This is a genomic window from Amycolatopsis sp. NPDC049691, from assembly GCF_040675005.1.
Classification (GTDB): Bacteria; Actinomycetota; Actinomycetes; order Mycobacteriales; family Pseudonocardiaceae; genus Amycolatopsis.
Genome location: NZ_JBFANX010000001.1, coordinates 814,580 through 840,960 on the forward strand (window position 1 = coordinate 814,580; position 26,381 = coordinate 840,960).

Here is a 26,381-nt window from a genome sequence, read left to right on the forward strand (position 1 = left end):
CGCGCCGGGTAGCGTGAGGCGATGACCCGGCGAGCCGAGCACGGCGCTGGCACCTCGGTGACGAGCAAGGTGCTGGCGCTGCTCGAGGCGTTCACGCCGGAGGCCACCGCGCTCAGCCTGAGCGAGCTGGCCCGCCGCTCGGGCGTCTCCCTCGCCACCGCGCACCGCCGCGCGGCCGAGCTCGTGGAGTGGGGCGCGCTGGAGCGCGACGCGGCGGGCCGCTACCGCGTCGGGCTGCGGCTGTGGGAGGTCGCGTCGCTCGCGCCGCGCGGGCTGGGGCTGCGCGACGCGGCCATGCCGTTCCTCGAAGACCTGTACGAGGTGACGCACGAGAACGTCCAGCTGGCCGTGCGCGAAGGCCTGGAGGTCGTGTTCGTCGAACGCATCGCCGGCCGCGACGCGGTTCCGGTCTGGACCCGCGTCGGCGGCCGGTTCGCCCTGCACGCCACCGGGGTCGGGCTCGTCCTGCTGGCCCACGCGCCGGTGGCGGTGCAGGAGGAGGTGCTGGGCGGGGACCTGCGGACCTACACCCCGAAGACGGTCTCCGATCCCGCCCGGCTGCGCCGCATGCTGGCCGACGTCCGCAAGCTCGGCTACTCGGTGAGCGACGGCCAGGTGACCGTCGACGCCCTCTCCGTCGGCGCGCCGGTTTTCGCCGCCGACGGCACGGTCGCGGCCGCGGTCTCCCTCGTGGTGCGGACCGGGAGTGCCCAGCCGAGCGCGTTGGCGCCGTTGGTGATGGCGGCGGCGCGGGGGATCGGCCGGACGTTGGCAGGCGGGTCGCCCCGGGTGTTCCCCGCCGGGCGGCCGAGGTAGGCCGAGGCCGGCGCCGCGACCAGGCATGAGTGACACTTTTGCGTGAATTGCCACGAAGGGGGACCCGGCCGGGCTATCGTCTGCCTCCGCGAGCGGACACAGTCGAGGGGAAGCGGCGGGGATGAACGACACCTGGAGCGTGCCCGGGTACGCCGAAGTGGACGTGCTCGGCAGCGGCGGCTTCGGGCGGGTCGTGCTGGCCAAGCACGAGACTTCCGGGCGGCTGGCGGCGATCAAGTACCTGCGCGCGGAGTTCCTCGCCGACCCGCGGATCGCCGACGGCTTCCGGCGGGAGGCCTGGCTGCTGTCCGGCGTGCGGAGCCCGCACGTCGTCCGGCTCTTCGACTTCGTCGAGACACCCCACGGCGCCGCCCTGGTCATGGAGGCGGTGCCCGGTGTTTCGCTGCGCGCTCTGCTGGTGGCCGAGAACGTCCTGGCGCCCGAGGCCGCGCTGGCGATCCTCAAGGGCTCGTTGCTCGGCCTCGCCGATGCCCACGCGGCCGGCGTCGTCCACCGGGACTACAAGCCGGGCAACGTGCTGGTGTCGCGGGACGGCGAGTCGAAGCTGGTCGACTTCGGACTGGCCACTTTGGACGGACACAACGGACTGACCGCCGGCTCCCCGTCCTACATGGCGCCGGAGCAGTGGGCGGGGCAGCCGGGCGTGCCCGCCACCGACGTGTACGCGGCCACGTGTGTGTTCTACCAGTGCGTCACCGGGCAGCGGCCGTTCGAGGCGGACACGCGCGAGCAGCTGCGCGTCCTGCACGGCGGAGCACCCGTGCCGATGGACGCGGTGCCCGAGGCGCTGCGTCCGCTGATCGCGCGGGGCATGGCGAAGGACCCGTCGTGGCGGCCGGCGACCGCGGGGGCCTTCGTCACCGAACTGGAAGCCGTCGCGCGCAAGGCCTACGGGAAGAACTGGGAGAAGCGTGGCTGGAAGCGGCTGGCCACCTCCGCCGCGGCGCTGACGGCCTTGACGCCGCTGGCGCTCCTGACGACCGCGGGCACGGCGGCCGCGCCGGTCGCCGCGGCCGCCGGGGCCGGGGCGACGGCCACGGGCACCGGGACCGGGCTGACCGCGGCGGTGGCGGGCAAGATCGCCGCCGCCGTCGCGATCGTCGGCGGGCTGGTCGCCGGCGGGGTGCTGCTCATCCCGAAGGGGGACGACCCGCCCGCCGCGCCGGCGTCGCTGACGGTCGCCCTGCAGACGATGTCCGGCCGGGACCCGGCGCTGCCGATCGGCTACGAGCTCCAGTACCCGCAGGTGTCCGGCGGCGCCGACGCCGCGGTCCGGCAGCGGGTCAACGACGCGCTGCGGGCACCGGTCGACCAGCGGCTCAAGGCCCTCCACGACGGCGTCGCCGAACCGAGCACGCTCGAGCGCGTCCGGCAGGAGGGCGAGACGGTCCGGGTGCACTCGTCCGCGCGCGTCCTGCGACAGACGCCGGGGCTGCTTTCCGTGCGCTACGACCACGATCTCGACTCGGCCGTGCTGTCCCACCCCACCTGGCGGTTCCCCGAAGCGCTCTCCGTCGACCTCGCGACCGGGCAGGCACTGGGTCCGAAGGACGTCTTCCGGCCGGAAATGCTGACGGCCGCGGGCATGCGGACGCTGACCCAGCGGCTGAGCCCGCACACGAAGAACGGGTTCTGCACCGTGCCCACGGTCGTCGGCTACCCGGAGCGGCGGGTCGGCATGGACGCCGCCGAGCGCGCCGGCGGCGGTGACCACGTGCCGGCGGCGACGTTCGGGTTCACCGACGCCGGCGCCGAGTTCGAGATCCGCTGGTACGAGCTCGGCTGCGCCACGGCGGCCGGCACCGAGTCCGTGGTGCTGCCCTACGACGAGCTCGGCGACCTGCTGCAGCCGAAGGTCCTGGCGATGCTGGGCAAGACGGCCGCTCCGTCGACGACGACCGCGCCCCCGTCTTCGGAGCAACCCGATGCCGGGGCCACGTACACGAACGCCCGGTTCGGGTTCAGCACGCCGGTGCCGCCGGGCTACACGGCGTCGGCGTGGGTCCCGCAGGACGGCGAGGGGAGGCGGTTCACCGACGCCGCCCTCGGCGCGACGCTGACGGTGTGGGGGACCAACGCGGCGGGCCTGCGGCCGGCGGAGAAGCTGGCCGAGGTGATCGCGTCGGTGGAGGGGGACGGCGGCCGGGTGACGTTCCGCTCCGCCGACAAGAACGGCTACACGGTGTCCGGCTTCCAGGGTGACGGCAAGATCTTCTACGAGCACGAGGCCATCGGGGCCGGGTCGGCGGCCGGGCTGCGCTGGGTCTACCCGGCCGCGCACAAGGCGGAGCTCGACCAGCCCGTCACGGACACCGTGGAAGGCTTCGAGCCCGGCGATCTCTCCCGGCCGCACTGATCGCTCGCCGCGCATGTTCGGGACGGCTTCCGGTGGGGGACCGCGGGCGGTCGCCGCGGTGAGCGTCACGGGGGGCCAGTGGCAGCGGAGCCTGAGCTCAGGCGGCGCGGGCCGGCTCCTCGCCGCGGTAGGGGCCGGGCTTCGGGCGGGGCTTGCCGCCGGGGAACGCCAGGCGCAGGATCGTGCGGTGCACCGTGCCGAGCTGGCGGGACAGCGGCCCGGTGTTGTAGGGCAGGCCGTAGCGCCGGCAGATGTCCTTGACCCGCGGGGCGATCTCGGCGTAGCGGCTGCTGGGCATGTCGGGGAACAGGTGGTGTTCGACCTGGTAGCCGAGGTTGCCGCTCATGAGGTGGAACAGCGGCGAGCCGGTGATGTTCGCCGCGCCGACGAGCTGGCGGACGTACCAGCCGCCGCGGGTCTCGTCGCGGACCTCCTCCTGGCTGAACGTGTAGGTCTGGTCGGGGAAGTGGCCGCAGAAGATGATCGAGTGCGCCCACACGTTGCGGATGATGTTCGCGGTGAAGTCCGCCCAGAACGTCGCGGCGAACGTCCCGCCGCCCTCCTTGCGGACGGCCGCGAGCTGGGCGCGGACCGCGCGCTTGAACCGCTTGCCGCGGACGCGGTCGGCCAGAACCCGGCGCCGGGACCGGGGTTCGGGGCGCACGAGCCGTCCGACGGCGGTCGCGGCGAGGGCGCTCACCAGCGGCCAGCCGACGTAGTCCTTCAGGATCTGGTCGCGGGCCTTGCCCGAGATGCCCTTGATGTCGTGCCACACGTCCTTCAGCGGCTTCTCGCCGGCGCGGATCGCCTCGATGTCGAGGTCGTGGACCGCGACGCCCCATTCGAAGAAGGCCATCAGCAGCAGGTTGTACACCGGCTGCGCCAGGTAGGCGGGGTGCCACTTCTGGTGCGGGTCGATGCGCATGATCTCGTAGCCGAGATCCTTGTCCTTGCCGCGGATGTTCGTGTACGTGTGGTGGATGTAGTTGTGCGAGTGCTTCCACGCCGCCGCGGTCGACGCCGTGTCCCAGTCCCAAGTGGACGAATGGATGTACGGGTCGTTCATCCAGTCCCACTGGCCGTGCAGGACGTTGTGCCCGATCTCCATGTTCTCCAGGATCTTCGCGACCGCCAGGCAGCCGGTGCCCGCCGCCCAGGCCGCTTTGGACCGGGAACCGAGCAGCAGGACCCGGCCGGCCACCGCGATCTGCCGGTGCAGCCGGATGACGCCCTTGATGTAGCGGCGGTCGCGCTCGCCGAGGTCGGCGCGCACGTCGTCGTGGATGGCGTCGAACTCGCGGGCGAGCTCGGCAAGCCGGTCCGCGCTCAGGTGGGCGAACGGGTGCGTCGGTGTCATGTTTTCCCCTTCCGGAGCTTCAGAGTTCGACCGTGACCCGGCCTTCGGCGCCGTGCACGCAGGTGCGCACGATCTCGTTGTGCTTCTCGCTGACGACGTTCGTGCGCAGGTCGCGGATCCGGCCCTCGCGGATCGGCAGCACGCACGTGTGGCAGACCCCGACCCGGCAGCCGAACGGCATGTCGACGCCCGCTTCTTCGCCGGCGACGAGGATCGGGGTGCCGGGCGGGCACTCGGCGTCGACGTTGCGGTGCGCGAAGTGCACCGTCCCGCCGTCCCCGTCGGCGCCTTCGCCGCCGACGATGGGCTGGAACCGCTCGTGGTGCAGCCGGTCGACGTCACCGTGGCGCTTCCAGTGCTCCCGCAACGCGTCGAGGAGCTCACCGGGACCGCAGGCGTAGGTCTCCCGCTCCGGCCAGTCCGGGCACAGCGCGTCCAGCTCGGCCGGGGTGAACCGGCCGTCCCGGCCGGTGATGCGCAGTTCGAGCCGGAAACCCTCGTGGCGCGCCTCGAGCTCGGCCAGCTCGTCGCCGAAGATGACGCTGCCGGCCTCCCGCGCCGAGTGGACGTGCACGACGTCGCGCAGACCGGGACCCGGCGCCAGGTGCCGCAGCATGCTCATGACCGGCGTGATGCCGCTGCCGGCCGTGACGAACAGCAGGCCGCGCTCGAGGGTGTCCGGCAGGGTGAACGACCCTTCGACCTCGCCGAGCCGGACGAGCTCGCCGGGGCGGGCCCGCTCGACCAGGTACGGCGAGACGACACCGCCGTCGACCTTCTTGGGGGTGACCGAGATGAGCCCGTCGGCGCGGTCGGGGCTCGACGTCAGCGAGTACGCGCGCCAGTGGTGGACGCCGTCGATGACCACGCCCAGCCGCACGTACTGCCCGGGCCGGTGCCCGACCCAGTCGTAGCCCGGCCGGATGAGCACGGTGGCCGCGCCACCCCGTTCGGGCTCGACCCGCTCGACGCGCCCGCGCAGCTCGCGCGTCGACCACAGCGGGTTGATCAGGTCGAGGTAGTCGTCCGGCCGCAGGGGCGTGAACAGCCAGCGCAGCGCGCGCAGTGCCCGGCGCCGCAGCGGCGACGCCGGGGGGCGCATCCCCACTTCGGCCATCACGCACCACCCCGCGGACGACAGGGGGCGCCGGCTTCGAAGGTGACCATGCCCATTGAGTGTACGGGCGTGCACTCAACTTGCAGGATGAAGCCGGAACTCAGGTGCCGGCGCCGGCGAGGACGACGTCGCGCAGCTGGCGGCGGGAGCTGATGCCCAGCTTCGTGAAGATCTTGCGCAGGTGCCATTCGACCGTGCGCGGGCTGAGGAACAGCCGGGTGCCGATCTCGGGGTTCGAATAGCCTTCCCCGGCGAGCCGGGCGATCCGGAACTCCTGCGCGGTCAGCTCGCCCGTGGTTTCCACCGTGCGCTTCCGCGCGGTCTCCCCGGTGGCCTGCAGCTCGCGCCGGGCCCGGTCGGCGAACGCCTCCAGTCCCATGGCCGACAACTGCTCGTGGGCCGTGTGCAGGTGCGCGCGGGCGTCCGCGCGGCGGCCTTCCCGGCGCAGCCATTCGCCGTAGAGCAGGTGGCCGCGGGCGAGGTCCACGCGCAGCGGGGTCCCGTCGAGGTACTCGATCGACTCGCGGTAGCCGCGGTCGGCGTCCGCCCCGGTGGCGCACAACGCCCGCACGCGGGCGTCGAGCCCCAGCGCTTCGGCCGTCCGGGCCGCCGAAGCGCGCTCCGCCGACCGGGCGGCCGCGGCCCGGAGCCGCTCCTCGTCCCCGGTCCGGGAGGCCGCCTCGGCCAGCTCGGCGGTGACGAGGCCCTGGAACCCCACCACGTCGTGGTCGAACACCCGGCGGGCGGCGGCCAGCGCGGCGTCGTGGCGGCCGAGGCCGTTGTACAGCACCGCCCGTCCGTAGTCGGCGAAGGTCACCAGCCGGAGCTGGCCGCGGGCCGACGCGTCCCGCGCGGTGTCCTCGAACAGCTCCGCCGCCGGCGTCTCCCGGCCGCGGAACGCGGCGAGCAGCATCGCGGCGTAGCCGACCGGCGCGTCGCCGGTCGCGCCCGCGATCGCGCCGTCCTCCTCGGCCGAGGCCGCCGCCGCGGTCAGCTCGCCCGCGAGCAGCTCGTTGACGGCGAGGAAGTTGAGCGCGAACTGCAGCTGCACGAGCGCGCCGGCGTCCCGCGCGAGCTGGACCTGGCGCGCGGCGAACGCCCGTGCCGCCGCGAAGTCCGCCGCTTCGGTGGCGACCATGCCGCCGGCCCGGTTGCCCAGCAGCCAGAGCAGCCGCCCGGTCTCCTCGGTGCCGACGTCCAGCGCGTGGACCGCCGCCACCGCCTTGGCCAGCAGCGGCGCCGCGGCCGGGTAACCGCCGGTGAGCCGGGTGGCCAGCGCGTCCAGGACGAGGTCGACGGCGCGCGGCGGTACCGGCGCCGAGGGCGCGGCGCGGGTCGCCTGGGCCACCGCCACGAGATCGGCCCGGTCCGAACCGGCCCACAGAGCCGCCGCCAGCGCCTCCAGGTACGTCTCGCGCGCCCGGTTCGCGTCGAGCGGGGAGAGCCGCTCGGCCGCGCGGAGCAGCAGCCGGGCCGCGTCGCCGCCGCGTCGCCGGTCGAACGCGATCTGCCCGCGCAGGTGCTCGGCTTCGGCGGCGCGCCCGGCGTCCGGCGGTCCGGCCGCCACCGAGTCCAGGAGGCCGAGCGCCGCTTCCAGGGCGCCGGCGTCGCGCTTGACGGCGGCCGCCGCGAGTTCGCGGTGCGCGCGCCGGTCGGGTTCGGGGGTCAGGAGCGCCGCCTGCTCGAGGAACGCGGCCGCCGCGACCAGGCCGCCGCGGGCCCGGGCCCGGCCGGCCGAGCGTTCGAGGTCGGCCGCGACGTCTTCGTCGGGGGAGACGGTCGCCTGCCCGCGGTGCCAGGCCCGGCGGTCGGGGTCGCGGTCCGGGTCGGTCACGTCCGCCAGTGCCCGGTGCACGTCCTGGCGGTCCTGGGGCGGGGCCGACCGGTAGACCGCCGACCGCACCAGCGGGTGGCGGAACCGGATCCGGCGGCCGAACTCGATCAGCCCGGTCGCCTCGGCCGCGGCCGCGGGGTCGGCGCCGAGCCCCAGCTCGCCGGCCGCGGCCCACAGCAGGGTGGCGTCGCCGAGGGGTTCGGCGGCGGCGATGAGCAGGAGCCGCCGCGTGTCGGCGGGCAGCGGCTCCAGCTGCTGGACGTAGTACTGCTCGATGCGCCCGGCGAGCGGCGTCGCCCCGGGCGGGGCGAGACCGTCGGCCGGCCCATCGGCCGTCCAGGCGCGGGGCAGCTCCAGCAGCGCCAGCGGGTTGCCGTGGGTTTCGGCGACGATCCGGGCGCGGACGCGGCTGTCCACCGGTCCCTTGAGCACCGAGGCCAGCAGCGCTTCGGAGTCGGCCTCGCCCAGGCCGCCGATCGGGAGCTCCGGCAGCCCGGCCAGGTCGGGCTCGCGGCCGGGTTCCCGCACCGCGAAGACCACGGCGATCCGCTCGGCGAGGAGCCGGCGGGCCGCGAAGGCGAGGACCAGCGCCGACATCCGGTCGAGCCACTGCGCGTCGTCGACCAGGCAGAGCAGCGGCTGCTCCTCGGCCACGTCGGCGAGCAGCGTGAGCACCGCCAGCCCGACCAGGAAGCGGGTCGGCCGCGCGCCGGCACTCAGCCCGAAGGCCGTGGCGAGCGCGTCGCGCTGGGGCTCGGGCAGGCGGTCGAGCCGGTCGAAGAACGGCGCGCACAGCTGGTGGAGCCCGGCGTAGGCCAGCACCTGCTCGGATTCGACACCGGCGGCGCGCGCGACCCGGAACCCCGGGGCCTGCGCGTGCGCGTACTCCAGCAGCGCGGTCTTGCCGATCCCGGCCTCGCCGCGCAGGACGAGCACCTGGCCCTGCCCCGCGCGGGCCCCGGCGAGAAGGCGGTCGAGCGCGGCGCATTCGCTGTGCCTGCCGATCAGCGCCGGCCCACGCCCCGGCATGCGAACCTCCCACGACCGGCCGGCGACGACCGTGCCGGGTCACCGAACCCTAGCGCAGCCGGCCGGCGCGTCACGCGTCGTCGTGGGTGCCCGCGTACCGCGCTTCGATGGCCTTGGCGGTCTTCGCCAGTTCCCCGCCGAGGACCCGCTTGCCCAGCACGCCGAGCAGGCCGCCGAGCACCCGGCCCTTGAGGTTCTTGCCTTCCCGCACCACCACGGCGTCGACCTGGGTGGTGCCGTCCGGCAGCCGGGTGAAGGTGTAGGTGTGGCCCGAGGCGCCGCCCCAGGTGTTGGAGTCGGTCGTCCGCATCACCACCCGGGTGGGGTCGGACCAGTCGTAGCTCAGCCGCTCCCAGATGCCGCCGGATCCTTCGGTGACGTCGGCGTGGCCGGGGCCCCGGTCGTGCACCTTCAGGTACTCGTTCGCGCTGCGGCCGAAGAGCTTTTCGCGCTCCGGACCGAAGTCCGTCAGCCCGGCGACGAACTGCTCGGGGGACACGGTGGTCGGCTGGCGGAGGTGGATCGTGGACATCTTCGGGGTCTCCTCGGTGGTTCGCAGGGGGTTTCAGGCGCCTTGGTGGTCGGTCATGTACCGCGCGTACCAGACCGGCCAGTTCTCGTCGTACTGCCCGGTTTCCTTCTCGTGTTCGCCGTGCGCGGCGGCGGCTTCGCGCAGGGCCTGCTCGAGCTGCTGCGTCGTGCCGTAGGCGACGCCGTCGACGCGGCCGGGGAAGCGGGTGGTGATCTCCTGCAGCAGCCAGGTGTTGCCGTCGGGGTCGTGGAAGGAGGCGAACGAGCCGTAGGTGCCGCGGTCGGGGTGCACGCCCGGGGCGAAGGCGCCGGTGTCGTCGCGGTGGAAGACCTCGCTGACGTCGACGCCGTGGCCGGTCAGTTCCTTGCGGGCGGCTTCGATGTCGTCGACGACGAGGTAGGTGCCGCGGACCGACCCGGGTGCGGCGTCGGTGAGGCCGGTGCCGAAGTGGACCGAGGCCGCCGAGCCCGGCGGGGTGAGCTGCACGACGCGGGAGGCGCCGAAGTCGATGTCGGCGTCTTCGCGCCAGCCGAGGGTCTTGTAGAAGTGCTTGGTCCGGTCGACGTCGGTGACGGGCAGGACCACGACCTCGAGCTTCATGTCCATGATCGGAACTCCTGGGGTGCGGGGGCGGCGGGGTTCGCCGCTCTGGGACCCACAGTGCTCCGCACGGGTCCCCGTCGCCCCAGGGAGACACCCTGGCCGACCCCCGGGTCGCCGGAACGCCCTCCCCGGGCCCCCGGGTCCCGCTACGATCCGGGCACGGAGCAGGACCGGTGAGCAGGGGGGGGCGCAGTGAGCGGGACCAGGGTGTTGGTGGCCGGAGCGAGCATCGCGGGACCCGCGCTGGCCCACTGGCTGCGGCGGCGCGGGGCCGAGGTGACCGTCGTGGAACGGGCGCCCGGGCTGCGGCCCGGTGGGCAGGCGGTGGACGCACGCGGTGTGACCAGGGAGGTCATCCGGCGGATGGGGCTGGACGCGGCCGTGCGCGCGGCCCGCACCGAGACCGCCGGGGCGCACACCGTGGCCGCGGACGGGACCGTGCTGGAGACCTTCCGCGCCGAGGACGACGGCGGCGACGGCTACATCTCGGAGATCGAGATCCTGCGCGGGGACCTCTCCCGGGTGCTCTACGACGACACCCGCGACGGTGTCGAGTACGTCTTCGGCGACCGGATCGCCGAACTCGCCCAGGACGCCGACGGCGTCGACGTGGTCTTCGCGGGCGGCGACCGGCGGCGCTTCGACCTCGTGGTCGGCGCGGACGGGCTGCACTCGGCGCTGCGGGCGATGGTGTTCGGGCCGCACGAGGAGTGCGTCCGCCACCTCGGGCACGTGCTGGCCTTCTACAGCGTGCCCAACGAGTTCGGGCTCGACCGCTGGCTGATCGAGCACCAGGAGCCGGGGCGCTCGGCGATGCTGCGACCGATCGGGGACGCCTCCCGGGCGATGGCCATGTTCTCGTTCGTCTCGCCCGATTTCGCCGTCGACCACCGGGACGTCGAGGGGCAGAAGCGCCTGCTGCGCGAGCGGGTGGCCGGCCTGGGCTGGCTGACGCCGCGGATCCTCGCGCACCTGGACGACACGCCCGACTTCTACCTCGACCAGGTCGCCCAGGTGGTGCTGGACCGCTGGTCGAGCGGCCGGGTGGCGCTGCTCGGGGACGCGGCGTTCAGCTCGTCGCCGCTGTCCGGGCAGGGCACCGGCCTGGCCCTGGTCGGCGCCTACCTGCTGGCCGGCGAGCTGGCCACCGCCGGGTGGGATCCCGGGCCGGCGTTCGCCGCGTACGAGAGCCGGATGCGCCCGTTCGTCGAGGCGAACCAGGAGATCGGCCGGCTGCACGCGCGGATGCGCGGGGCCCCCGGCCCGGACGCGGAGCCGAGCCCGGAGCCCGACATGGAAGCGCTGACGGCGCTGGTCGAGCGCGCGATCAACGGCGTCGAGCTGCCGGACTACGCGGGGGTGCCGGACTCGGGAGCCCGGGTCACCTCGTAGGTCACCGCGTCCGGTGCCGGTACAGGAGCCACCCGAAGTACGGCGCTCCGATGATCGCCGTCATCAGGCCGGCCGGGAGCTGGCCCGGGGCGATCACCGTGCGGCCCGCGGTGTCCGCCGTGCAGACCAGGATCGCGCCCAGCAGCGCTGCCGCCGGCAGCAGCCGGGCGTGCCTGGTGCCCACGATCGCGCGGGCCGCGTGCGGGGCGACCAGGCCGACGAAGCTCAGCACCCCGATCCCCGCGACCGCCGCGCCGGTCAGGAGCACAGCGCACGACAGCAGCAGCAACCGCGACCGCGCCACCGGCACGCCCAGCACCCGCGGTGTCTCCTCGTCCAGGGACAGCAGGTCGAGCTCGCGCCGCAGGCGGACCAGCACCGGCGCCACCAGCAGCACCGCCAGCGCCATCGGCACCAGGTGCGTGAACGTGCGGCCGTAGGTGGAGCCGCCCAGCCAGGTCAGCGCCTTGGTTTCGTTCCACGGGTCGGTCAGCGTGATCAGCAGCGTCACCAGCGCCTGTGACGCCGCGTGCACCCCGAAGCCGATCAGCACCAGGCGTTCGCTGGTGAACCCGCCGCGGGCGGCCACGGCGAAGACCACGGCCATCGCCACGGCGGCACCCAGGCCCGCGGACCCGGCGAGGGTCCAGAACCCGGCCCCGGACACCAGCGTGAGCACGGTGACCGCGCCGAGCCCCGCCCCGCCGACGACCCCGATCATCCCGGGTTCGGCCAGCGGGTTGCGGGCGACCGCCTGGGTGAGCGCGCCGCCCAGCGCCAGCGCCGCGCCCGCCAGGAGCGCGGCCACCACGCGGGGGACGCGGGTGTCCAGCACGCCGGACACGATCGGGCCCGCCTGACCGGTGACCCAGTTGACGACGTCGCCCAGCAGCAGCTTCGCGTCCCCGAGCAGCACCGCTCCCACGGCGACGCCGACCGCCACGAGCGCCAGCACGCCGAGGACCACGCCGTACCGGAGCGCGGGCGCTCCGGCCGCCGGGGGTTCGGCGGTCGCGGAGGTGATCCGGGCGCCGCGGGCCAGGACCACGAGGAACAGTGCGCCGAGGATGGTCGTCACCACGCCCGACGGCACTTCCAGGGCTCGCTGCGGGCTGACGATCGTGCGGAGCAGCACGTCGGCGCCCAGCAGGAGCGTCGCGCCCAGCGCCGCGGAGAACGGGAGCAGCGCGTGGTGCCGGTGCAGACCCGGCACCACCGACGCCGACAGCCGGGCCAGTGCCGGCGCGGCGAGGCCGACGAACCCGATGGGACCCGCCAGGGTCACCGCCGCCGCGGCGAGGAGCACGGCGAGCCCGATCGCCGCGCCGCGGGTCCGTCCGATGTGGACACCGAGGGTCCTGGCGTGGTCGTCGCCGACGTGGATCAGGTCGAGCCGCCGGGCCATCAGGAGCAGCGCGGCCAGCGCCACGCCGACGACCGGACCGAGCGTGCGGACGCCGCCGAGCCCGTTCTGCTCCAGCGATCCCTCGCCCCAGGCGAACAGGCCGCGGGTTTCCTGCGCGTACAGCAACACCAGGACCTGGGTCACCGAGACCAGCGCCAGCGCGATCGCGGTGCCCGCCAGCACCAGCCGCACGATCCCGGTGCCGCCGGTGCCGGCCAGCGCGAGCACGACCACGGCCGCGGCGAGGCCGCCCGCGAACGCGACCCCGGTCGCGCCGAGCAGCGGCAGCGAGACGCCGAACGCCGCGACGGCGACCACCGCCAGGTGCGCGCCCGCGTTGACGGCGAGGGTGTCCGGCGACGCCAAGGTGTTGCGGGAGACCGACTGCAGCACCGCACCGGCCACGCCGAGCGCGGCCCCGACGACCAGCGCCGCGAGCAGGCGCGGCAACCGCGACTCGACGACCACGGCTGTCGTGTCGCCCGTCGCGCCGCCGAACACCAGCCGCAGCACGTCGAGCGGGTCCAGGTTCGCGGTGCCCTGCGTCAGGTGCACCGCCGAGCCCAGCAGGAGCAGGACGGCGAGCCCGATGCCCAGCAGCGCGAGCCGCCCGGGCCGCCGGACGGCGACCGCGGGCGGCTCGGTCAGGGTGGCCACTAGCCCTTCAGCGCGGCGACGGCCGCGTCGGCGAACTGCGCCATGGACTTCGGGCCGCCGAACATCCACAGGGAGTCCGGGAAGCGGTGCACCTTGCCGCTCTTGACGAACGAGAGGTTCCGCCAGATCGCGTTGCCGGCCAGCTGCTGCTGGTAGGGGTCGCCCTCGGCGTCGTTGGCCAGGTACCAGAACCGCACGTCGGGCAGCTGGGTCAGGCCCTCGACGTCGGCCTGCGCGAGCCCGTAGGCGGGGTCGCCGTCCATCGTCCACGCGGTTTCCAGGCCGAGCCGCCCGAACACCGCCGACACCAGCGCACCCTTGGTGTAAGGCCGGATACCGACCGAACCGGAAGTGACGTAGGCGTCGGAGAACGCGACCTTCTGGCCGGCGGCGCCGAGCTTCGCCACTTCGGCCTTGCCCGCGGTGAGCTTCTGCTCGAACTCGGACTTCAGCTGCGCGGCCCGGGTTTCGGTGCCGGTGGCCTTCGCGATGACGTCCAGGCCGGCGTACATCCCGGCGATCGGGTCCTTGGCGTCGCCGCCGGTGATGACGATGACGGGCACCTTCGCCTCGATCTGCTCGAGCGCCCCTTCGGTCACGCTGTCGGTGACGACCACGAGGTCCAGCCCGAGGGAGCCGAGCGTGTCGAGGCTGGGTTCGCCGCGGGTGCCGATGTCCTTCGGGGTGCCGTCGAGCGGGGCGGCGCTCACCCACTGGCCGTAGCCCTTGATGTCGGCCACGCCGACCGGCATGACGCCGAGCGAAACCAGGTGCTCGACGGCGTTCCACTCGGTCGCCGCGACGCGCTTGGCCGGGTGGGGCAGCTGCACTTCCTTGCCCCGCGAGTCGACGACCGTGACGGGGCCGCCGCCGCTCGGGGCGGCGGTGTCGCCGGCGGGTTCCTCGGTGGTGCCGCAGGCGGCCACGAAGAACGTGGCGGCCGCGGACAGGCCGAGGAGCATCCTGGTGATCCGCATGGTTCTCCTGTTTTCGCTGGGTCAGACCGGCGCTGTGTCGTTGGAGCGGCCCGGCGTGGTGGCGTTGAAGCGGCCGATGGCGCGGGTGTGGATCCGGCCGTCGGCCGGGTCGGCCGCGACGTCCACGCGGATGCCGTAGGCCCGGCTGAGGTTCGCCGAGGTCAGGACGTCGGCGGGGGAGCCGTCGGCGGTGACCCGGCCGTCCTCCAGCAGCAGCACCCGATCGGCGACCGCGGCGGCCTGGTCGAGGTCGTGCAGCACGACGCCGACCCCGACGCCGTGCCGGTCGGCGAGGTCGCGGACGACGTCGAGGATCTCCACCTGGTAGCGCAGGTCGAGGAAGGTCGTGGGTTCGTCGAGCAGCAGCAGCGCGGTGTCCTGGGCCAGGCAGCTCGCGAGCCACACGCGCTGCGCCTGCCCGCCGGAGAGGGCCTGCACCGGCCGGTCGGCGAGGGCCGTGAGGCCCGTCAGCGCCAGCGCCCGTTCGACGGCGGCGGGGCCGTCGGGATCGCGGCCGCCCCAGCGGGACCGGTGCGGGTGCCTGCCGAACTCGACCAGCTCCCGCACGCTGACCCCGCCGGGAGCGGTCCGGTGCTGCGACAGCAGGGTGATCCGCTTGGCGATGTCCTTTCCGGACAGTGCCCGCAGGTCGGCGCCGTCGGCGAAGGTGACCGACCCGGCGACCGGCGGGTGCAGCCGGGCGAGTGCCCGCAGCAGCGTCGACTTCCCGCTGCCGTTCGGCCCGATCAGCGCGGTGACGGTCCCGGCGAGCAGGGAGACGGACGCGGCACGCACGACGACATCGCTCCCGTAGGCGACATCGACCTCGCGGGCGTGGACACCGGCATCGGCGCGGCGGGGGACGACGGACACGGGAGAACGATAAGGGCAGGCTTACCTAACCAACAAGGTGGCGGACAGCACATCGGCGCGGTCAACGCGCGGAGCGGCCGTGGCCGGGTTAGCGTCTCCGCAGCAGGCCGGCGCGCCCCTCCCCCTCGGCGCGCCGGCCTGCTCCCGTGCTCGGGGAGGGTACTTTTGCCCGTCTTGACCTCCGTCGTCCACCAAGGCAATCCTGGGAGTCTTGTCCGCTTTTCCCGGAGGGGGAACAAATGCGACGGCTCCTCGTGCTCCTCTGCGCCCTTTTGCTGACGGTCACCGCCGTGCCCGCGCGGGCCGATACGCCGCCGGATCCGGTTCCCGGGGAAAGACCTCCGCTGGGGATCACCTGGGCCACCGGGGATCCCTACTGCCTCTACCAGCTCGGCGAGGACGCCGTGAAGGCCGCCGCCGATCAGCTCGTCTCCTCCGGGCTGCGGGACGCCGGCTACGAGTACGTCATGCTCGGGGACTGCTGGCAGGCCGCCCAGCGGGACGCCGACGGCAAGCTCACGCCCCGCCCCGGCTTCTCCGCCGACATCCCGGCGCTGGTCGCCTACATCCACCAGCGCGGGCTCAAGATCGGGTTCTACAGCGGCACCGGCGCGAAGACCTGCAGTGCCTACCCGGCGGCCGGCTCGCTCGACCACGAGGACCTCGACGCCCGGACCTTCGCGGCCTGGGGCGCGGATTACCTGCGCTACGACACCTGTTACAGCGTCAACGGCGACGCGCCCGCGCGCGTGAAGAAGATGGCCGACGCGCTCAAGCGCACCGGCCGGCAGATCACGCTCGAGGTCGACGACTACGACCGCAACCAGAGCCCGTGGCTGTGGGCGCGGGCGTCCGGCGCGCAGGTCTGGCGCACGTACAAGAACGCCACCTTCAACTTCGGCTACTCCGCCGGCAGCCTCGACAAGCAGTACGGCCTGGAGGGCTACAACGGCCCGGGCGGCTGGAACATGCCCGGCTCCTTCACCTTCAGCTACCTCGACCCCGCCGAGCGCCAGGCCAAGCTCGGCCTGTGGGCGGTGCTCAACGCGCCCCTGGTGGCCGACATGGCGCTGGCCGCCGACGCCACGCTCCCGGCCGAACTGAACAACCCCGACATCGTCGCCGTCGACCGGGACTGGGCGGGCGTCGGCGGCCACAAGGTCCGCGACACCGGCTGGACCGAGGTGTGGACGAAGCCGATGTCCGACGGCTCGGCCGTGCTCGTCCTGTTCAACCGCGGCGAACTGGCCGCGCCGATCACGACGTCCGTCGCCGACGCCGGGCTCCCCGCCGCGGCCGGGTACCGCGTGCGCGACCTCTGGACCGGCGACGAGACCGAGACGACCGGCGCGCTCGGCGGGACCGTCGGGCGGCACGCCGCCACCATGCTGCGCGTGTGGCCCACCGCCGCGGCCGCCGCACCGCGGACGTCGCTGACCGTCGAGCTGCCCGACTCCGTGCCGCCGGCCCAGCCGGTGACCGCCACGGTCAAGTTCACCAACGCCGGTTCGACGCCGGTCACCGGCGCGCACCTGCGGCTGACCGCGCCGGCGGAATGGCAGTTCGACGGCGCCGCCGAGGCGACCACCGGCACCGTCGAACCCGGTGCCACCTGGGAAACGGAGGTGACGCTGCACCCGGTTTCGACCGCCACCCAGCCGTTCAAGATGCCGGCGACCGTGACCTACACGACCGGGCAAGGCGCGCGGACCGCGACCGCGTCGGCCGAGGCGCCGCTCATGCTCGCGCCGAATCCGCCCTACACCAACGGATTGCTCAACACGCAGCCGTGGATCTCCACCGAGAACGGCCTCGGCCCGGTCGAGCGCGACAGCATCGACAACGGCCACCCGCTCACGATCAACGGCAAGACCGACGCGCACGGCGGGCTGGGCACGCACGCGCCGTCGGTCGTGCGGTACTACCTCGGCGGCAAGTGCAAGCAGTTCACCGCGACCGTCGGCGTCGACGACCGCGGTCCGAACGGGACACTCGGGTTCCGGGTCATCGGCGACGGCGTCGAACTGGAGGCGACCGGCGACCTGCGGCACGGCGACGCCGCGCAGCACCTCGTCGTGCCGGTGACGGGCGTGCAGGTGCTGGCGCTCGCCGTGGACGACGGCAGCGACGGCTCGGCCGGCGACTGGGGCGACTGGCTGTCGCCGTACCTCACCTGCTGACCTTCCCGGCCGGGCCGGCGGGCGCGTGCCAGACTGGTGGCCTGTTCGGCCCGGCACTGGGAAGGGGACCGCGTGACCGTGCCTCTGCGTGGCATCAGCACGCGCGACGCCCTCGTCGCGGAGATCCGGCGGCACATCCTCGGCGGCGATCTCAAGCCGGGGGAGCCGCTCACCGAGGTAGGCCTGGCGAGCATGTTCGGCGTCGCGCGCCCGACCGTGCGCTCGGCCCTGCAGGAGCTGCTGGCCCGGCACCTCGCCGAGCGGTCGGCGGGGCGCTCGCTGCGCGTCCCGGTGTTCACCGCGGACGACGTCCGGGACCTGTTCTTCGTCCGCACGCCGCTCGAGCTGGAGGCGGTCCGGCGCATCGTCGCCGAGCGGCGTCCGGTCGACGCCGCCGAAGCGGGTCTCGCCGCGATGGAGGCCTTGGCGCCGAGCGCGAGCTGGGGCGACCGGGTCGACGCGCACACGAAGTTCCACGTCGCGCTGATCGGCTGCGCCGGCAGCCCGCGGCTCGACCGGATCTACCCGGCGATGCAGGAGGAGATGCAGCTCTGCCTGGCCCAGCTCAGCGACTCCTACCCGCGGGCGGGCGACCTCGCGGCGGAGCACCGGGCGCTGCTGGACGCCGTGCGCTCCGGCGACGAGGACCGCGCGGTCACGGCGATGCGCGAGCACCTTGCGCACGCGCTGGACGGGCTGGTCGGCTGACGGCCATTGTTATACTGTCATACACATGACGGACCTGACGAGCTTCAAGGCGCTCAGCTTCGACTGCTACGGCACCCTGATCGACTGGGAGGCGGGCATCGCGGCCGTCCTGTCGCCGTGGGCCGAAGAACGCGGCCTCGACGTGTCCGGCGAGGACCTGCTGGTCGCCTACGCCGGCAACGAGGCCGCTGTCGAGCGGGAAGCGCCGGCGACGCGGTACCCGGAGGTGCTGGCGGAGGCGTTCCGCCGCACCGGAGCCGGTCTCGGGGCGGGCGTGAGCGACGACTGGGCCCGCCGCCTGGGCGAGTCGGTGCCGGACTGGCCCGCGTTCCCGGATTCGGCCGGCGCGCTGGCGCGGCTCGCCGAGCACTACCGGCTGATCATCCTGTCCAATGTGCACCGCGACGGCTTCGCGGGCAGCAACAAGCGGCTGCGGGGCCGGTTCGCCGCGATCATCACGGCCGAGGACGTCGGCGCCTACAAGCCGGCCGGGAACCACTTCCGCGCGCTGGAGGAGACCTTGCCGTCCTTGGGAGTGGCCCGCGCGGAACTGCTGCACGTGGCGCAAAGCCTGTTCCACGACCACGTTCCCGCGAAGCGCGAAGGGCTGCCGTCGGTGTGGATCAACCGCCGCCACGACCGGCCGGGCTGGGGCGCCACCCCCGAGCCGGGCGGCGACTGGTCGTACGACCTGGAGTTCCCGTCGATGGGCGCCTTCGCGGACGCCGTCGACAAGGCTTTCGCCTGAGCTAGCGGACCACAGTGGACAGAGCGGTGTAGGCGATGTCCGGTCCGGTGCGCTCCCACACGATGTCGGGACAGTCCAAGCCTTCGGCGGAAAGCCGCCGCTTGAGGACCTTGAACGTCGACGTCCGCGGCAGTTCCCGCACCGTGCGCACGTACCTGGGCACCTGCTTGGGTCCGAGGTCGGGCTGGCCGGCGAGGAAGCGGCCGAACCCGGCGGGGTCCAGGGGAGTGCCGCCGGTGACGATGGCGGCCATCACCTGGTCTCCGGTCACCGGGTCGGGCACCGCGTAGACGGCGGCATCGGTGATCGCGGGGTGCCGCAGCAGGATCCGCTCGATCGGGGCCGTGCCGAGGTTCTCCCCGTCGACGCGGAGCCAGTCGCCCAGCCGGCCGGCGAAGTAGCAGAACCCGTCGGCGTCGGCGTAGGCGAGGTCGCCGGTGTGGAACCGGCCGTCGCGCAGGCGCTCCGCGTCGGCTTCGGGGTCCCGGTAGTACCCGGCGAACCAGCCGGCGCCCGCGGTGTTGACCAGCTCGCCGACGGCTTCCCCGGCGTTGACCAGCCGGCCGTCGGCGTCGAATTCGGCCGGAGGGCACGGGCGTCCGGTGTGCGGGTGCAGGATGGCGACGTCGGGCGTCGGCCGGCCGAGCGAGCCGGGCGGGGTGTCGTCGGTGCGCGCGAACCCGATGCCGCCTTCGGTGGAGCCGAACGCGTCGACGACCTTGCAGCCGAAGCGCCGCTCGAACGCGGCGAGGTCGGCGGCGGCCCCTTCGTTGCCGTAGACGAGACGCAGGGGGTTGTCGGCGTCGTCCGGCCGCGGCGGCGTGGCGACCACATAGGACAGTGGCTTGCCCACGTAGTTCGCGTAGGTGACGCCGAACTTCCGCACGTCGGGCAGGAAGCCGGACGCGGAGAACCGGCGCCGCAGGGCGATTGTCGCGCCCGCCGCGAGCCCGACCGCCCACCCGGCCATGATGGCGTTGGAGTGGAACATCGGCATCGCGACGTACACGGTGTCCGATGTGGACAGCCGGAAGCGCTCGGCGAGCATCGCGCCGGGGAAGGCGATCTTGCCGTGGGTGCAGCGGACGGCCTTCGGGTCGCCGCTGGTGCCGGAGGTGAAGATCAGCATGAGCAGGTCGTCGGGTGAGGCGGGGACGGGCTCGATCGGATCGCCCGGCGGCGGCCACGATCCCAGGTCCCGCACGGGGATCCCGCCGAGGTCCAGCCCGGCCAGGAGGGGCCGGTACTTCGGTTCGGCGAGGACGACCTGGCAGTCGGCGAGCCGGACGTCCCGCGCGAGCGCCGCGCCGCGCCGGGTGGGGTTGAGCCCGACGAGCACCGCTCCGGCAAACGCGCAGGCGCCCAGGAGGACGGAGAACGCGGGGACGTTGTCGGCCAGCACGCCGACGTGCGGGGGTTTCTCCCGGTCCAGCGCGTCCCGGAGGCCGGCCGCGCAGCGCGCCGAAGCCCGGACGTGCTCGGCCCACGACCGGGTTTCGTCCTCGAACCGCAGGCCGGGGCGGTCGTCGCCGGCGCGGGCCAGGAGGAGCTCGGTCACGGTCGGGACGCTCATCCGCGCACCTCCATGCGGTCAGAAGTGAAACACGTTCTACTTCTAGCACGGTGCGCGCCGCCGGGTCCAGGGGTCAGGGGCCGTCGATCGCGGGGTCCGGGAACGGGCCGTCGCCGAGGAGGCCGGAGCGGTCGGGGACGCCGGCGGCGACGCGCATCCGGGCGAACTCGACGGCGAGGGCTTCGGGTGGGTAGTGCGCGTTCAAGCCGCTGGGGTTGGGCACGATCCACACGCGGGCGCCGCCGATCGTCCCGGCCTGGGGACCGAGCCTGGCGCGGGGAGCCCCGAACGCCGCCCGGTACCCGGTGACGCCCAGCATCGCCAGCCAGTCCGGCCGGAGGGCCCGGACCCGCTCGGCCAGGTCCCGGCCGCCGGCCACCAGCTCCTCACGCGTCAGCTGCGCGGCGCGGGCCGTGGGGCGGCGCACGATGCTGGTGATGCCCAGTCCCCAGCCGGGCAGCAGCCCTTCCTCCTCTGCGCTCAGTCTTCGGGGTGTGAACCCGGAGCGGTGCAGGGCGGGCCAGAACCGGTTGCCCGGCGTGGCGAAGCTGTGGCCGGCCGCCGCCGAGGAGAGGCCGGGGTTGATGCCGACGAACAGGACCCGCAGCCCCTCGGCGACCACGTCCGGCAGGACGGCGCCCGGTTCCGGTTTTCGCACCCCGTCATCGAACACCGCCGCGGCGAGCCGTCAGCCGTCGGCCTGCTCGTCGGTGATCGAGTCGAGCAGGTCGGCGGTGATGGCGCGGGCCGCAAGCCGCAGTTCGCTGCTCAAGGCGTAGAACAGCTCCTGGGCCGGTTCGGCCGGCCAGTCCGCCGGCAGGTGCTCCCGCGGCAGCCGCGGGTCGGTGCGGATGGTCTGCAGCCAGTCGGACTCCAGGAGCAGGTCGCGGGCGAGGCTGTCCGGTGCCTGGGCCGCCGGGTCCTGCCAGCGGGCCAGGAACGCCCGGTAGTGCCCGGCCACGCGGTCGATGTCCCACGCCTCCCGGACGATCCCGGCGACCTCGGTCGGCGGCAGCGCGCGAGCCTGGAAGACCTTGACGTGACCGTCGGCGCCGAGGCCGTCGAGCAGCGGGACCGGGTCGACCTCGCCCGGTGCGATCCACAGGCCGCCCTGCAGGCTGCCGAAGCCGGCCCACAGCAGCCGGGAGCGCAGGGCGTGCCGCTGGCGCTGCCACGACTCGGGCATCGAGAACCCGAGCAGCGTCCAGGTGCCGTCCCACTGCCGGTTGACCGCCCCGGCCCGCCAGATGCGCCGCTCGCCGTCGTGCAGGATCGCCCGCGACCGCTCGGTGAGGCCGACGTAGACGTGCCGCCCGCGGCGCACCCGGTGGAGCAGGCCGCGCCGGGCCATCCGGCTCAGCGTCGACCGGGTGGCGTGCTCGGAGACGCCGACGCGGTCGAGCACGTCGAGCACGCTCGCGGTGGCGACGTGGATCCCGCGGTCGAGGAGGTGGCCGCCGAAGAACGTGAGCAGCAGCGTCTGCGGACGCGGGGTGTCGGCGCCGATGCCCTCGGCGGCGGAGACGGCCAGATCGCTCACGGCGCGAGCATAGGCCCCGCCCGATATTGGGCAATGTCTTGACGGTGGTCACCAAAGTGCTTAACGTTCGTCGCGGCGTGACGCGGGTCACGCGCGGTCGGCGACGAGGCAGGACGCGATGGCAGAAAACCTCCGCTCGCGGGCGCAACTGCGCCGCGCGGTGCTCTCCAGCTACTTCGGCAGCGTGATCGAGTACTACGACTTCCTGCTCTACGCCACGGCGTCGGCCGTGGTGTTCACCAAGGTCTTCTTCTCCAACCTCGACCCGGTGCTCGGCACGATCGCCAGCCTCGGCACGTTCACCACCGGCTACCTGGCGCGGCCGATCGGCGGGATCATCTTCGGGCACTTCGGCGACCGGCTGGGGCGCAAGCGGATGCTCGTCATCACGATGACGATGATGGGCGTCGCGAGCACGCTGATCGGCGTCCTGCCGACCTACGCCCAGATCGGCGGGTGGGCGCCGGTCCTGCTGGTCGTCCTGCGGGTGCTGCAGGGCATCGCGGTCGGCGGCGAGTGGGGTGGCGCCGTGCTGATGTCGGCCGAGCACGCGACCAGCCGCCGCGGGCTGTGGGCGAGCTTCACCAACGCCGGGGCACCCAGCGGGATGGTGGTCTCGACGCTGCTGCTGACGCTGATGGGCGCGGTGACCACCGACGCGCAGTTCCTCGCGTGGGGCTGGCGCGTGCCGTTCCTGCTCAGCGTCGTGCTGCTCGCGATCGGCCTGTTCATCCGCTTGAAGGTCGACGAGACGCCGGTGTTCGCCGCCGCCGGAGAGCGCTCCGGCGCGCCGCTGCTGGAGGTCCTGCGCCGCCACCCGAAGAACCTGCTGCTGGCGATCGGCGTGGGGTTCGGCGCGTTCGTCGCGCAGGGCACGCTCACGACGTACGTCCTTTCCTACGCCGTGCACGCGGGGTTCTCGCGCCAGACCGTGCTCAACGCGATCACGGTGTCCTCGGTCGGCGCGGTGGTCGCCATCATCGGCTACTCGGCGCTGTCCGACCGGATCGGGCGCCGTCCGGTCGTCATCGCGGGAGCGCTGGCCACCGGCGTGGTCGCCTTCCTGCTGTTCCCGCTGATCGACACCGGCAACGCGGCGCTGCTGACGCTGGCGGTGGTGCTGGGCCAGTCGGTGGCGCACCCGGCGATGTACGGGCCGCTCGCGGCGCTGTACACCGAGCTGTTCTCGACGCGCACCCGCTACACGGGAGCGTCGCTGGGGTACCAGATCGCGGGTCTCGGCGCGGGCCTCGGCCCGGTGGTGTTCGCCTCGATCGCCGGCGCGGGGACGGGCGTGATCTCGGCGGTGATCGCGGGGTGCTGCCTGGTCACGGTGGCGTGCGTGCTGATCCTGCGGGAGAGCCACCGGGCCGACCTCGCGGAGCCGGCGGAGGTGCCTGCGGTGAAGGCGGAACGCTGAGGACTCAGCGGGGGAGCGTCGAGCCGCGCGCGACGAGCTTCGCGCGCAGCTCCACGTGGTGGGGCCGGCGCGTTCCGGACCCGTCCGCGATCCGGTCCAGCAGCTGCTGCCCCGCGCGGGTGCCCAGCTCGTAGGTCGGCTGCTCGACGACCGTGAGCTCCGGCCGGACCAGCGTCGTCCACGGCTCGTCGTCGAAGCCGATCAGGGACAGCTCCTCCGGCATCCGCAGGCCGCGGTCCTGGGCCGCGCGGTAGGCGCCGGTGGCGAGGACGTTGTCCGTGCACAGCACCGCCGTCGGCGGCTCCGGCGTCGCGAGCAGCCGGAGCGTCGCGTCGTAAGCCGACTCGCGGTCGTAGCGGGCCACGCCGATCAGTGCCTCGTCGGGCTCGATGCCCGCCTCGCGGAGGGCGTCGGCGTAGCCGCGCAGGCGGACGGCGCTGGGGAACAGGCCGCGCCGGCGCGGACCGCGGACGGGCGCGCCCGCCTCGGTGATCACGCCGATCCGCCGGTGGCCCAGCTCGAGCAGGTGCGCGACGGCCTCGGCCGCGGCCCGCTCGTTGTCGATCGTCACCGTGTCGGCCTCCGGCACGCCGCGCACCAGCCGGTCGATCAGCACCACCGGCACCCCGGCGCCGATCGCGTTCTTGAGGTGCGCGCCTTCGCCGGGCTGGGCCGCCGCGACGATCACCCCGTCGACCCGCTTCTCCGACATGACCGTGATCGCCCGCCGTTCGGCGTCGAGGTCGCCGCCGGTGTTGGCCAGCAGCACCTCGAAGCCGGCCGGGTGGGTGACGTCGGTGATGCCGCGCAGGGCCGTCGCGAAGAAGGGGTTCGCCACGTCGGTGACCACCACGCCGATCGTCTGCGTGCTGCCGGTGATCATGCTGCGCGCCAGCCCGTTCGTGCGGTAGCCCAGCTCCGCCGCGGCCGCCAGGACCCGTTCCCGGGTGCGGGCGCTGACCTGCCCGTACCCGCCGAGCGCCCGCCCGGCGGTCGCCGTGGCCACGCCGGCCGCGCGGGCCACGTCGATCAGCGACGGTCCGTTGCCTGTCACGTCCCGGCCTCCCCCTGCTCCGCGCGCCCTTTTCCGGCGATGTCTTGACGAGCGTACTCCCGCCTGAGAACCTTCTCATCGACCGCTTACCGAGAACGTTCTCACTACCCTGGCGAGGTCCCGCACATGACACTCCGGATCGGCGTCGACACCGGTGGCACGTTCACCGACGTCTGCGCCCTCGACGAGCGGACCGGCAGGCTCCACGTCCGCAAGGTCTCCAGCACGCCCGACGACCCGGGCCGGGCGATCGTGACCGGCGTGTCGCGGCTGCTCGACGACCTCGGCGGCCGCGGCCTCGGCGAAGTCGGCTACTTCGCCCACGGCACCACGGTCGGCACTAACGCGCTGCTCACGCACCGCGGCGCCCGCACCGGGCTGCTCACCACCGCGGGCTTCCGCGACCTGCTGGAGCTCGGGCGCGGCCGGCGGCCTTCGCTCTACGACCTGCAGGCCGACAAGCCCGCCCCGCTGGTACCCCGCGACCTGCGGCTCGACGTCGACGAGCGCGTCCGGCACGACGGCCGGATCGAGAAGGCCATCGATCCGGCCCAGGTCCGCGCGCTCGCGCGGCGGCTGCGGGAGCAGCGGGTCGAGGCGGTGGCGGTCTGCCTGCTCTACAGCTTCGTGCACCCGGAACACGAGCGGGTCGTGGCCGGGATCCTCGCCGAGGAACTGCCCGGCGTGCACGTTTCGGTGTCCTCGGCGGTGCTCCCGGAGTTCCGCGAGTACGAGCGGCTGTCCACAGTGGTCATCAACGCCTACCTCGGGCCGGTCGTCTCCCGCTACCTCGCGCGGCTGCGCGGCACGCTCGCCGGGCTCGGGCTGGCGGCGACGCCGTACGTGACCCAGTCCAACGGCGGCATCATCCCGTTCGAGGCGGCCGAGCGGATGCCCTCGCGCATGGTCCTGTCCGGACCCAGCACCGGCGTCGTCGGCGCGGCGGAGATCGCGCGCGCCGCGGGCTACCCGGACATCATCACCTTCGACGTCGGCGGTACGTCGTCGGACGTCTCGCTGGTGCGCGACGGCGTCCCGAAGATCGCCAACGGCACCGAGATCGACGGCCGGCCGGTCCGGGCGCCGATGCTCGACATCCACACCGTGGGCGCCGGCGGCGGTTCGATCGCGTGGATCGACGCCGGCGGCGCGCTCAAGGTCGGGCCGGGCAGCGCCGGCGCGGACCCCGGGCCGGCGTGCTACGGGCGCGGCACCGAGCCGACGGTCACCGACGCCAATGTCGTGCTGCGCGTGCTGAACCCCGAACACCTGCTGGACGGGCAGATGAAGATCGACGCCGCAGCGGCCGCCCGCGCGGTGTCCACTGTGGCCGATCCGCTCGGCATGAGCGTGCTCGACGCCGCGCAGGGCATCGTCCGGGTGATCACCGCGAACATGGCACGCGCGATCCGGGTCATCTCGGTGCAGCGCGGCTACGACCCCCGCGACTACGCGCTGGTGCCCTTCGGCGGGGCCGGCCCGCTGCACGCGGTCCGGCTGGCCAGGGAACTCGGGATGCGCACGGTGCTGGTCCCCGAGACCCCGGGCGCGCAGTGCGCCGCCGGCCTGCTGATGACCGACATCCGGGCGGACTTCGTGCGCACCCGGATGACGGGCCTGGCGGGGGAACGAGCGGTCGCGGACGCGTTCGCCGAACTGACCGAAGCCGCCGAAGCCTGGCTGGCCGAGGAGAACGTGCCCGCCGAGCGCCGCCGGCTCGAACGGTGGGTGGAGATGCGGTACGCGGGCCAGAACTACGAACTCCCGGTCCAGGTGCCCGACGGCCGCGTGACCGCGGGGACCGTCGCCCAGCTGGCCAAGCTGTTCGCCGCCGAGCACGAACGCCTCTACGGCTACTCGGCGCACGAAGAGGAGGTGCAGATCGTCACCTTCCGGCTGCGCGCGATCGGCGAGGTCGCGCGGGCGGAGCTGCACCGCGCGCCGCTCGGGGACGCCGACCCGGCCGCGGCCGTGCGCGCCACCCGGGACGTCTACCTGCCGGAAAGCGGCGGGTTCACCCCCTGCCCGGTCTACGACCGCGCCCGGCTCGAACCCGGCCACCGCGTCGAGGGCCCGGCGGTGATCGAGCAGATGGACACGACCACGCTGCTGCTGCCCGGCGACGTCGCGACCGTCGACGGCCTCCGCAACCTCGTGGTGGCGGTCGGCCGATGAACCAGGAGGAGCGC

20 protein-coding genes are annotated in these 26,381 nt (G+C 74.0%); 8 read left to right on the forward strand and 12 right to left on the reverse strand.

Annotated features, from left to right (window positions below; all coding sequences use genetic code 11):
• Positions 1-21 precede the first annotated feature (21 nt).
• Both AB0J40_RS03890 and AB0J40_RS03895 read left to right on the forward strand, forming a co-directional pair.
• Positions 22-816, forward strand: coding sequence for an IclR family transcriptional regulator (locus AB0J40_RS03890; RefSeq protein WP_364447071.1), 795 nt, complete (start codon positions 22-24; stop codon positions 814-816).
• A 121-nt stretch (positions 817-937) separates the two neighbouring features.
• Positions 938-3,193, forward strand: coding sequence for a protein kinase (locus AB0J40_RS03895; RefSeq protein WP_364447074.1), 2,256 nt, complete (start codon positions 938-940; stop codon positions 3,191-3,193).
• Between the two features lie 97 nt (positions 3,194-3,290).
• Here AB0J40_RS03895 and AB0J40_RS03900 read toward each other — a convergent pair whose 3' ends face one another.
• The 5 genes from AB0J40_RS03900 to AB0J40_RS03920 form a co-directional block, all read right to left on the reverse strand.
• The gene (locus AB0J40_RS03900; protein ID WP_364447076.1) at positions 3,291-4,550 is read right to left on the reverse strand and encodes an acyl-CoA desaturase; all 1,260 of its coding nucleotides are present in this window, start codon (positions 4,548-4,550) and stop codon (positions 3,291-3,293) included.
• 19 nt (positions 4,551-4,569) lie between these two features.
• Entirely contained in the window at positions 4,570-5,667 is a 1,098-nt protein-coding gene (locus tag AB0J40_RS03905) for a ferredoxin reductase (protein ID WP_364447080.1), read from the reverse strand.
• Between the two features lie 100 nt (positions 5,668-5,767).
• Positions 5,768-8,530: an AAA family ATPase gene (locus AB0J40_RS03910; RefSeq protein ID WP_364447083.1), complete on the reverse strand. Its 2,763-nt coding sequence runs from the start codon at positions 8,528-8,530 to the stop codon at positions 5,768-5,770.
• 70 nt (positions 8,531-8,600) lie between these two features.
• A complete protein-coding gene (locus tag AB0J40_RS03915) occupies positions 8,601-9,062 on the reverse strand; it encodes a hypothetical protein (protein ID WP_364447085.1) in 462 nt (153 codons plus the stop codon).
• 33 nt (positions 9,063-9,095) lie between these two features.
• Positions 9,096-9,668, reverse strand: a complete 573-nt coding sequence (locus AB0J40_RS03920; RefSeq protein ID WP_364447088.1) for a VOC family protein — start codon at positions 9,666-9,668, stop codon at positions 9,096-9,098.
• A 189-nt stretch (positions 9,669-9,857) separates the two neighbouring features.
• Between AB0J40_RS03920 and AB0J40_RS03925 the strand changes: the two genes are divergently transcribed.
• Positions 9,858-11,057: an FAD-dependent monooxygenase gene (locus AB0J40_RS03925; RefSeq protein ID WP_364447091.1), complete on the forward strand. Its 1,200-nt coding sequence runs from the start codon at positions 9,858-9,860 to the stop codon at positions 11,055-11,057.
• 1 nt (position 11,058) lies between these two features.
• Here AB0J40_RS03925 and AB0J40_RS03930 read toward each other — a convergent pair whose 3' ends face one another.
• From AB0J40_RS03930 to AB0J40_RS03940, 3 genes are read right to left on the reverse strand one after another with little or no spacing between them, the layout of a single operon-like run.
• On the reverse strand, positions 11,059-13,119 hold the full coding sequence (locus tag AB0J40_RS03930; RefSeq protein ID WP_364447093.1) for an iron ABC transporter permease: 2,061 nt from the start codon (positions 13,117-13,119) through the stop codon (positions 11,059-11,061).
• Positions 13,119-14,096, reverse strand: a complete 978-nt coding sequence (locus AB0J40_RS03935; RefSeq protein WP_364447096.1) for an iron-siderophore ABC transporter substrate-binding protein — start codon at positions 14,094-14,096, stop codon at positions 13,119-13,121. Before AB0J40_RS03935 ends, AB0J40_RS03930 begins: the two co-directional genes overlap by 1 nt.
• A gap of 21 nt (positions 14,097-14,117) precedes the next feature.
• Positions 14,118-14,891 (reverse strand): ABC transporter ATP-binding protein, encoded by a 774-nt coding sequence (locus AB0J40_RS03940; RefSeq protein WP_364447312.1) that lies wholly within the window; start codon positions 14,889-14,891, stop codon positions 14,118-14,120.
• Between the two features lie 317 nt (positions 14,892-15,208).
• Between AB0J40_RS03940 and AB0J40_RS03945 the strand changes: the two genes are divergently transcribed.
• The 3 genes from AB0J40_RS03945 (at position 15,209) to AB0J40_RS03955 (ending at position 18,605) form a co-directional block, all read left to right on the forward strand.
• Complete coding sequence (locus AB0J40_RS03945; RefSeq protein WP_364447098.1) at positions 15,209-17,149, forward strand: NPCBM/NEW2 domain-containing protein; 1,941 nt, start codon at positions 15,209-15,211, stop codon at positions 17,147-17,149.
• Positions 17,150-17,221: 72 nt separating this feature from the next.
• Positions 17,222-17,857, forward strand: a complete 636-nt coding sequence (locus tag AB0J40_RS03950; protein WP_364447101.1) for a GntR family transcriptional regulator — start codon at positions 17,222-17,224, stop codon at positions 17,855-17,857.
• Between the two features lie 25 nt (positions 17,858-17,882).
• Positions 17,883-18,605: a haloacid dehalogenase type II gene (locus AB0J40_RS03955; protein ID WP_364447104.1), complete on the forward strand. Its 723-nt coding sequence runs from the start codon at positions 17,883-17,885 to the stop codon at positions 18,603-18,605.
• Between the two features lies 1 nt (position 18,606).
• On the opposite strand, the gene AB0J40_RS03960 is transcribed toward AB0J40_RS03955, so the two are convergent.
• The 3 genes from AB0J40_RS03960 to AB0J40_RS03970 form a co-directional block, all read right to left on the reverse strand.
• Positions 18,607-20,178, reverse strand: a complete 1,572-nt coding sequence (locus tag AB0J40_RS03960) for a long-chain-fatty-acid--CoA ligase (protein ID WP_364447107.1) — start codon at positions 20,176-20,178, stop codon at positions 18,607-18,609.
• 73 nt (positions 20,179-20,251) lie between these two features.
• On the reverse strand, positions 20,252-20,836 hold the full coding sequence (gene mug / locus AB0J40_RS03965) for a G/U mismatch-specific DNA glycosylase (RefSeq protein ID WP_364447110.1): 585 nt from the start codon (positions 20,834-20,836) through the stop codon (positions 20,252-20,254).
• Between the two features lie 30 nt (positions 20,837-20,866).
• Complete coding sequence (locus AB0J40_RS03970; protein ID WP_364447113.1) at positions 20,867-21,718, reverse strand: PaaX family transcriptional regulator C-terminal domain-containing protein; 852 nt, start codon at positions 21,716-21,718, stop codon at positions 20,867-20,869.
• A gap of 118 nt (positions 21,719-21,836) precedes the next feature.
• On the opposite strand from AB0J40_RS03970, the gene AB0J40_RS03975 reads away from it, so the two are divergent.
• A complete protein-coding gene (locus AB0J40_RS03975) occupies positions 21,837-23,138 on the forward strand; it encodes an MFS transporter (RefSeq protein WP_364447116.1) in 1,302 nt (433 codons plus the stop codon).
• A gap of 4 nt (positions 23,139-23,142) precedes the next feature.
• Here the strand turns inward: AB0J40_RS03975 and AB0J40_RS03980 are convergent, their stop codons facing one another.
• On the reverse strand, positions 23,143-24,192 hold the full coding sequence (locus AB0J40_RS03980) for a LacI family DNA-binding transcriptional regulator (RefSeq protein ID WP_364447119.1): 1,050 nt from the start codon (positions 24,190-24,192) through the stop codon (positions 23,143-23,145).
• A gap of 126 nt (positions 24,193-24,318) precedes the next feature.
• Between AB0J40_RS03980 and AB0J40_RS03985 the strand changes: the two genes are divergently transcribed.
• The gene (locus AB0J40_RS03985) at positions 24,319-26,367 is read left to right on the forward strand and encodes a hydantoinase/oxoprolinase family protein (RefSeq protein WP_364447121.1); all 2,049 of its coding nucleotides are present in this window, start codon (positions 24,319-24,321) and stop codon (positions 26,365-26,367) included.
• Positions 26,368-26,381: the final 14 nt, after the last annotated feature.

Coding starts and splice junctions, on each gene's coding strand:
- AB0J40_RS03935 (WP_364447096.1), bottom strand. CDS start 14,096: ATGCGGATCACCAGGATGCTCCTCGGCCTGTCCGCGGCCGCCACGTTC.
- AB0J40_RS03985 (WP_364447121.1), top strand. CDS start 24,319: ATGACACTCCGGATCGGCGTCGACACCGGTGGCACGTTCACCGACGTC.
- AB0J40_RS03905 (WP_364447080.1), bottom strand. CDS start 5,667: ATGGCCGAAGTGGGGATGCGCCCCCCGGCGTCGCCGCTGCGGCGCCGG.
- AB0J40_RS03945 (WP_364447098.1), top strand. CDS start 15,209: ATGCGACGGCTCCTCGTGCTCCTCTGCGCCCTTTTGCTGACGGTCACC.
- AB0J40_RS03955 (WP_364447104.1), top strand. CDS start 17,883: ATGACGGACCTGACGAGCTTCAAGGCGCTCAGCTTCGACTGCTACGGC.
- AB0J40_RS03900 (WP_364447076.1), bottom strand. CDS start 4,550: ATGACACCGACGCACCCGTTCGCCCACCTGAGCGCGGACCGGCTTGCC.
- AB0J40_RS03890 (WP_364447071.1), top strand. CDS start 22: ATGACCCGGCGAGCCGAGCACGGCGCTGGCACCTCGGTGACGAGCAAG.
- AB0J40_RS03895 (WP_364447074.1), top strand. CDS start 938: ATGAACGACACCTGGAGCGTGCCCGGGTACGCCGAAGTGGACGTGCTC.
- AB0J40_RS03915 (WP_364447085.1), bottom strand. CDS start 9,062: ATGTCCACGATCCACCTCCGCCAGCCGACCACCGTGTCCCCCGAGCAG.
- AB0J40_RS03960 (WP_364447107.1), bottom strand. CDS start 20,178: ATGAGCGTCCCGACCGTGACCGAGCTCCTCCTGGCCCGCGCCGGCGAC.
- AB0J40_RS03910 (WP_364447083.1), bottom strand. CDS start 8,530: ATGCCGGGGCGTGGGCCGGCGCTGATCGGCAGGCACAGCGAATGCGCC.
- AB0J40_RS03975 (WP_364447116.1), top strand. CDS start 21,837: ATGGCAGAAAACCTCCGCTCGCGGGCGCAACTGCGCCGCGCGGTGCTC.
- AB0J40_RS03920 (WP_364447088.1), bottom strand. CDS start 9,668: ATGGACATGAAGCTCGAGGTCGTGGTCCTGCCCGTCACCGACGTCGAC.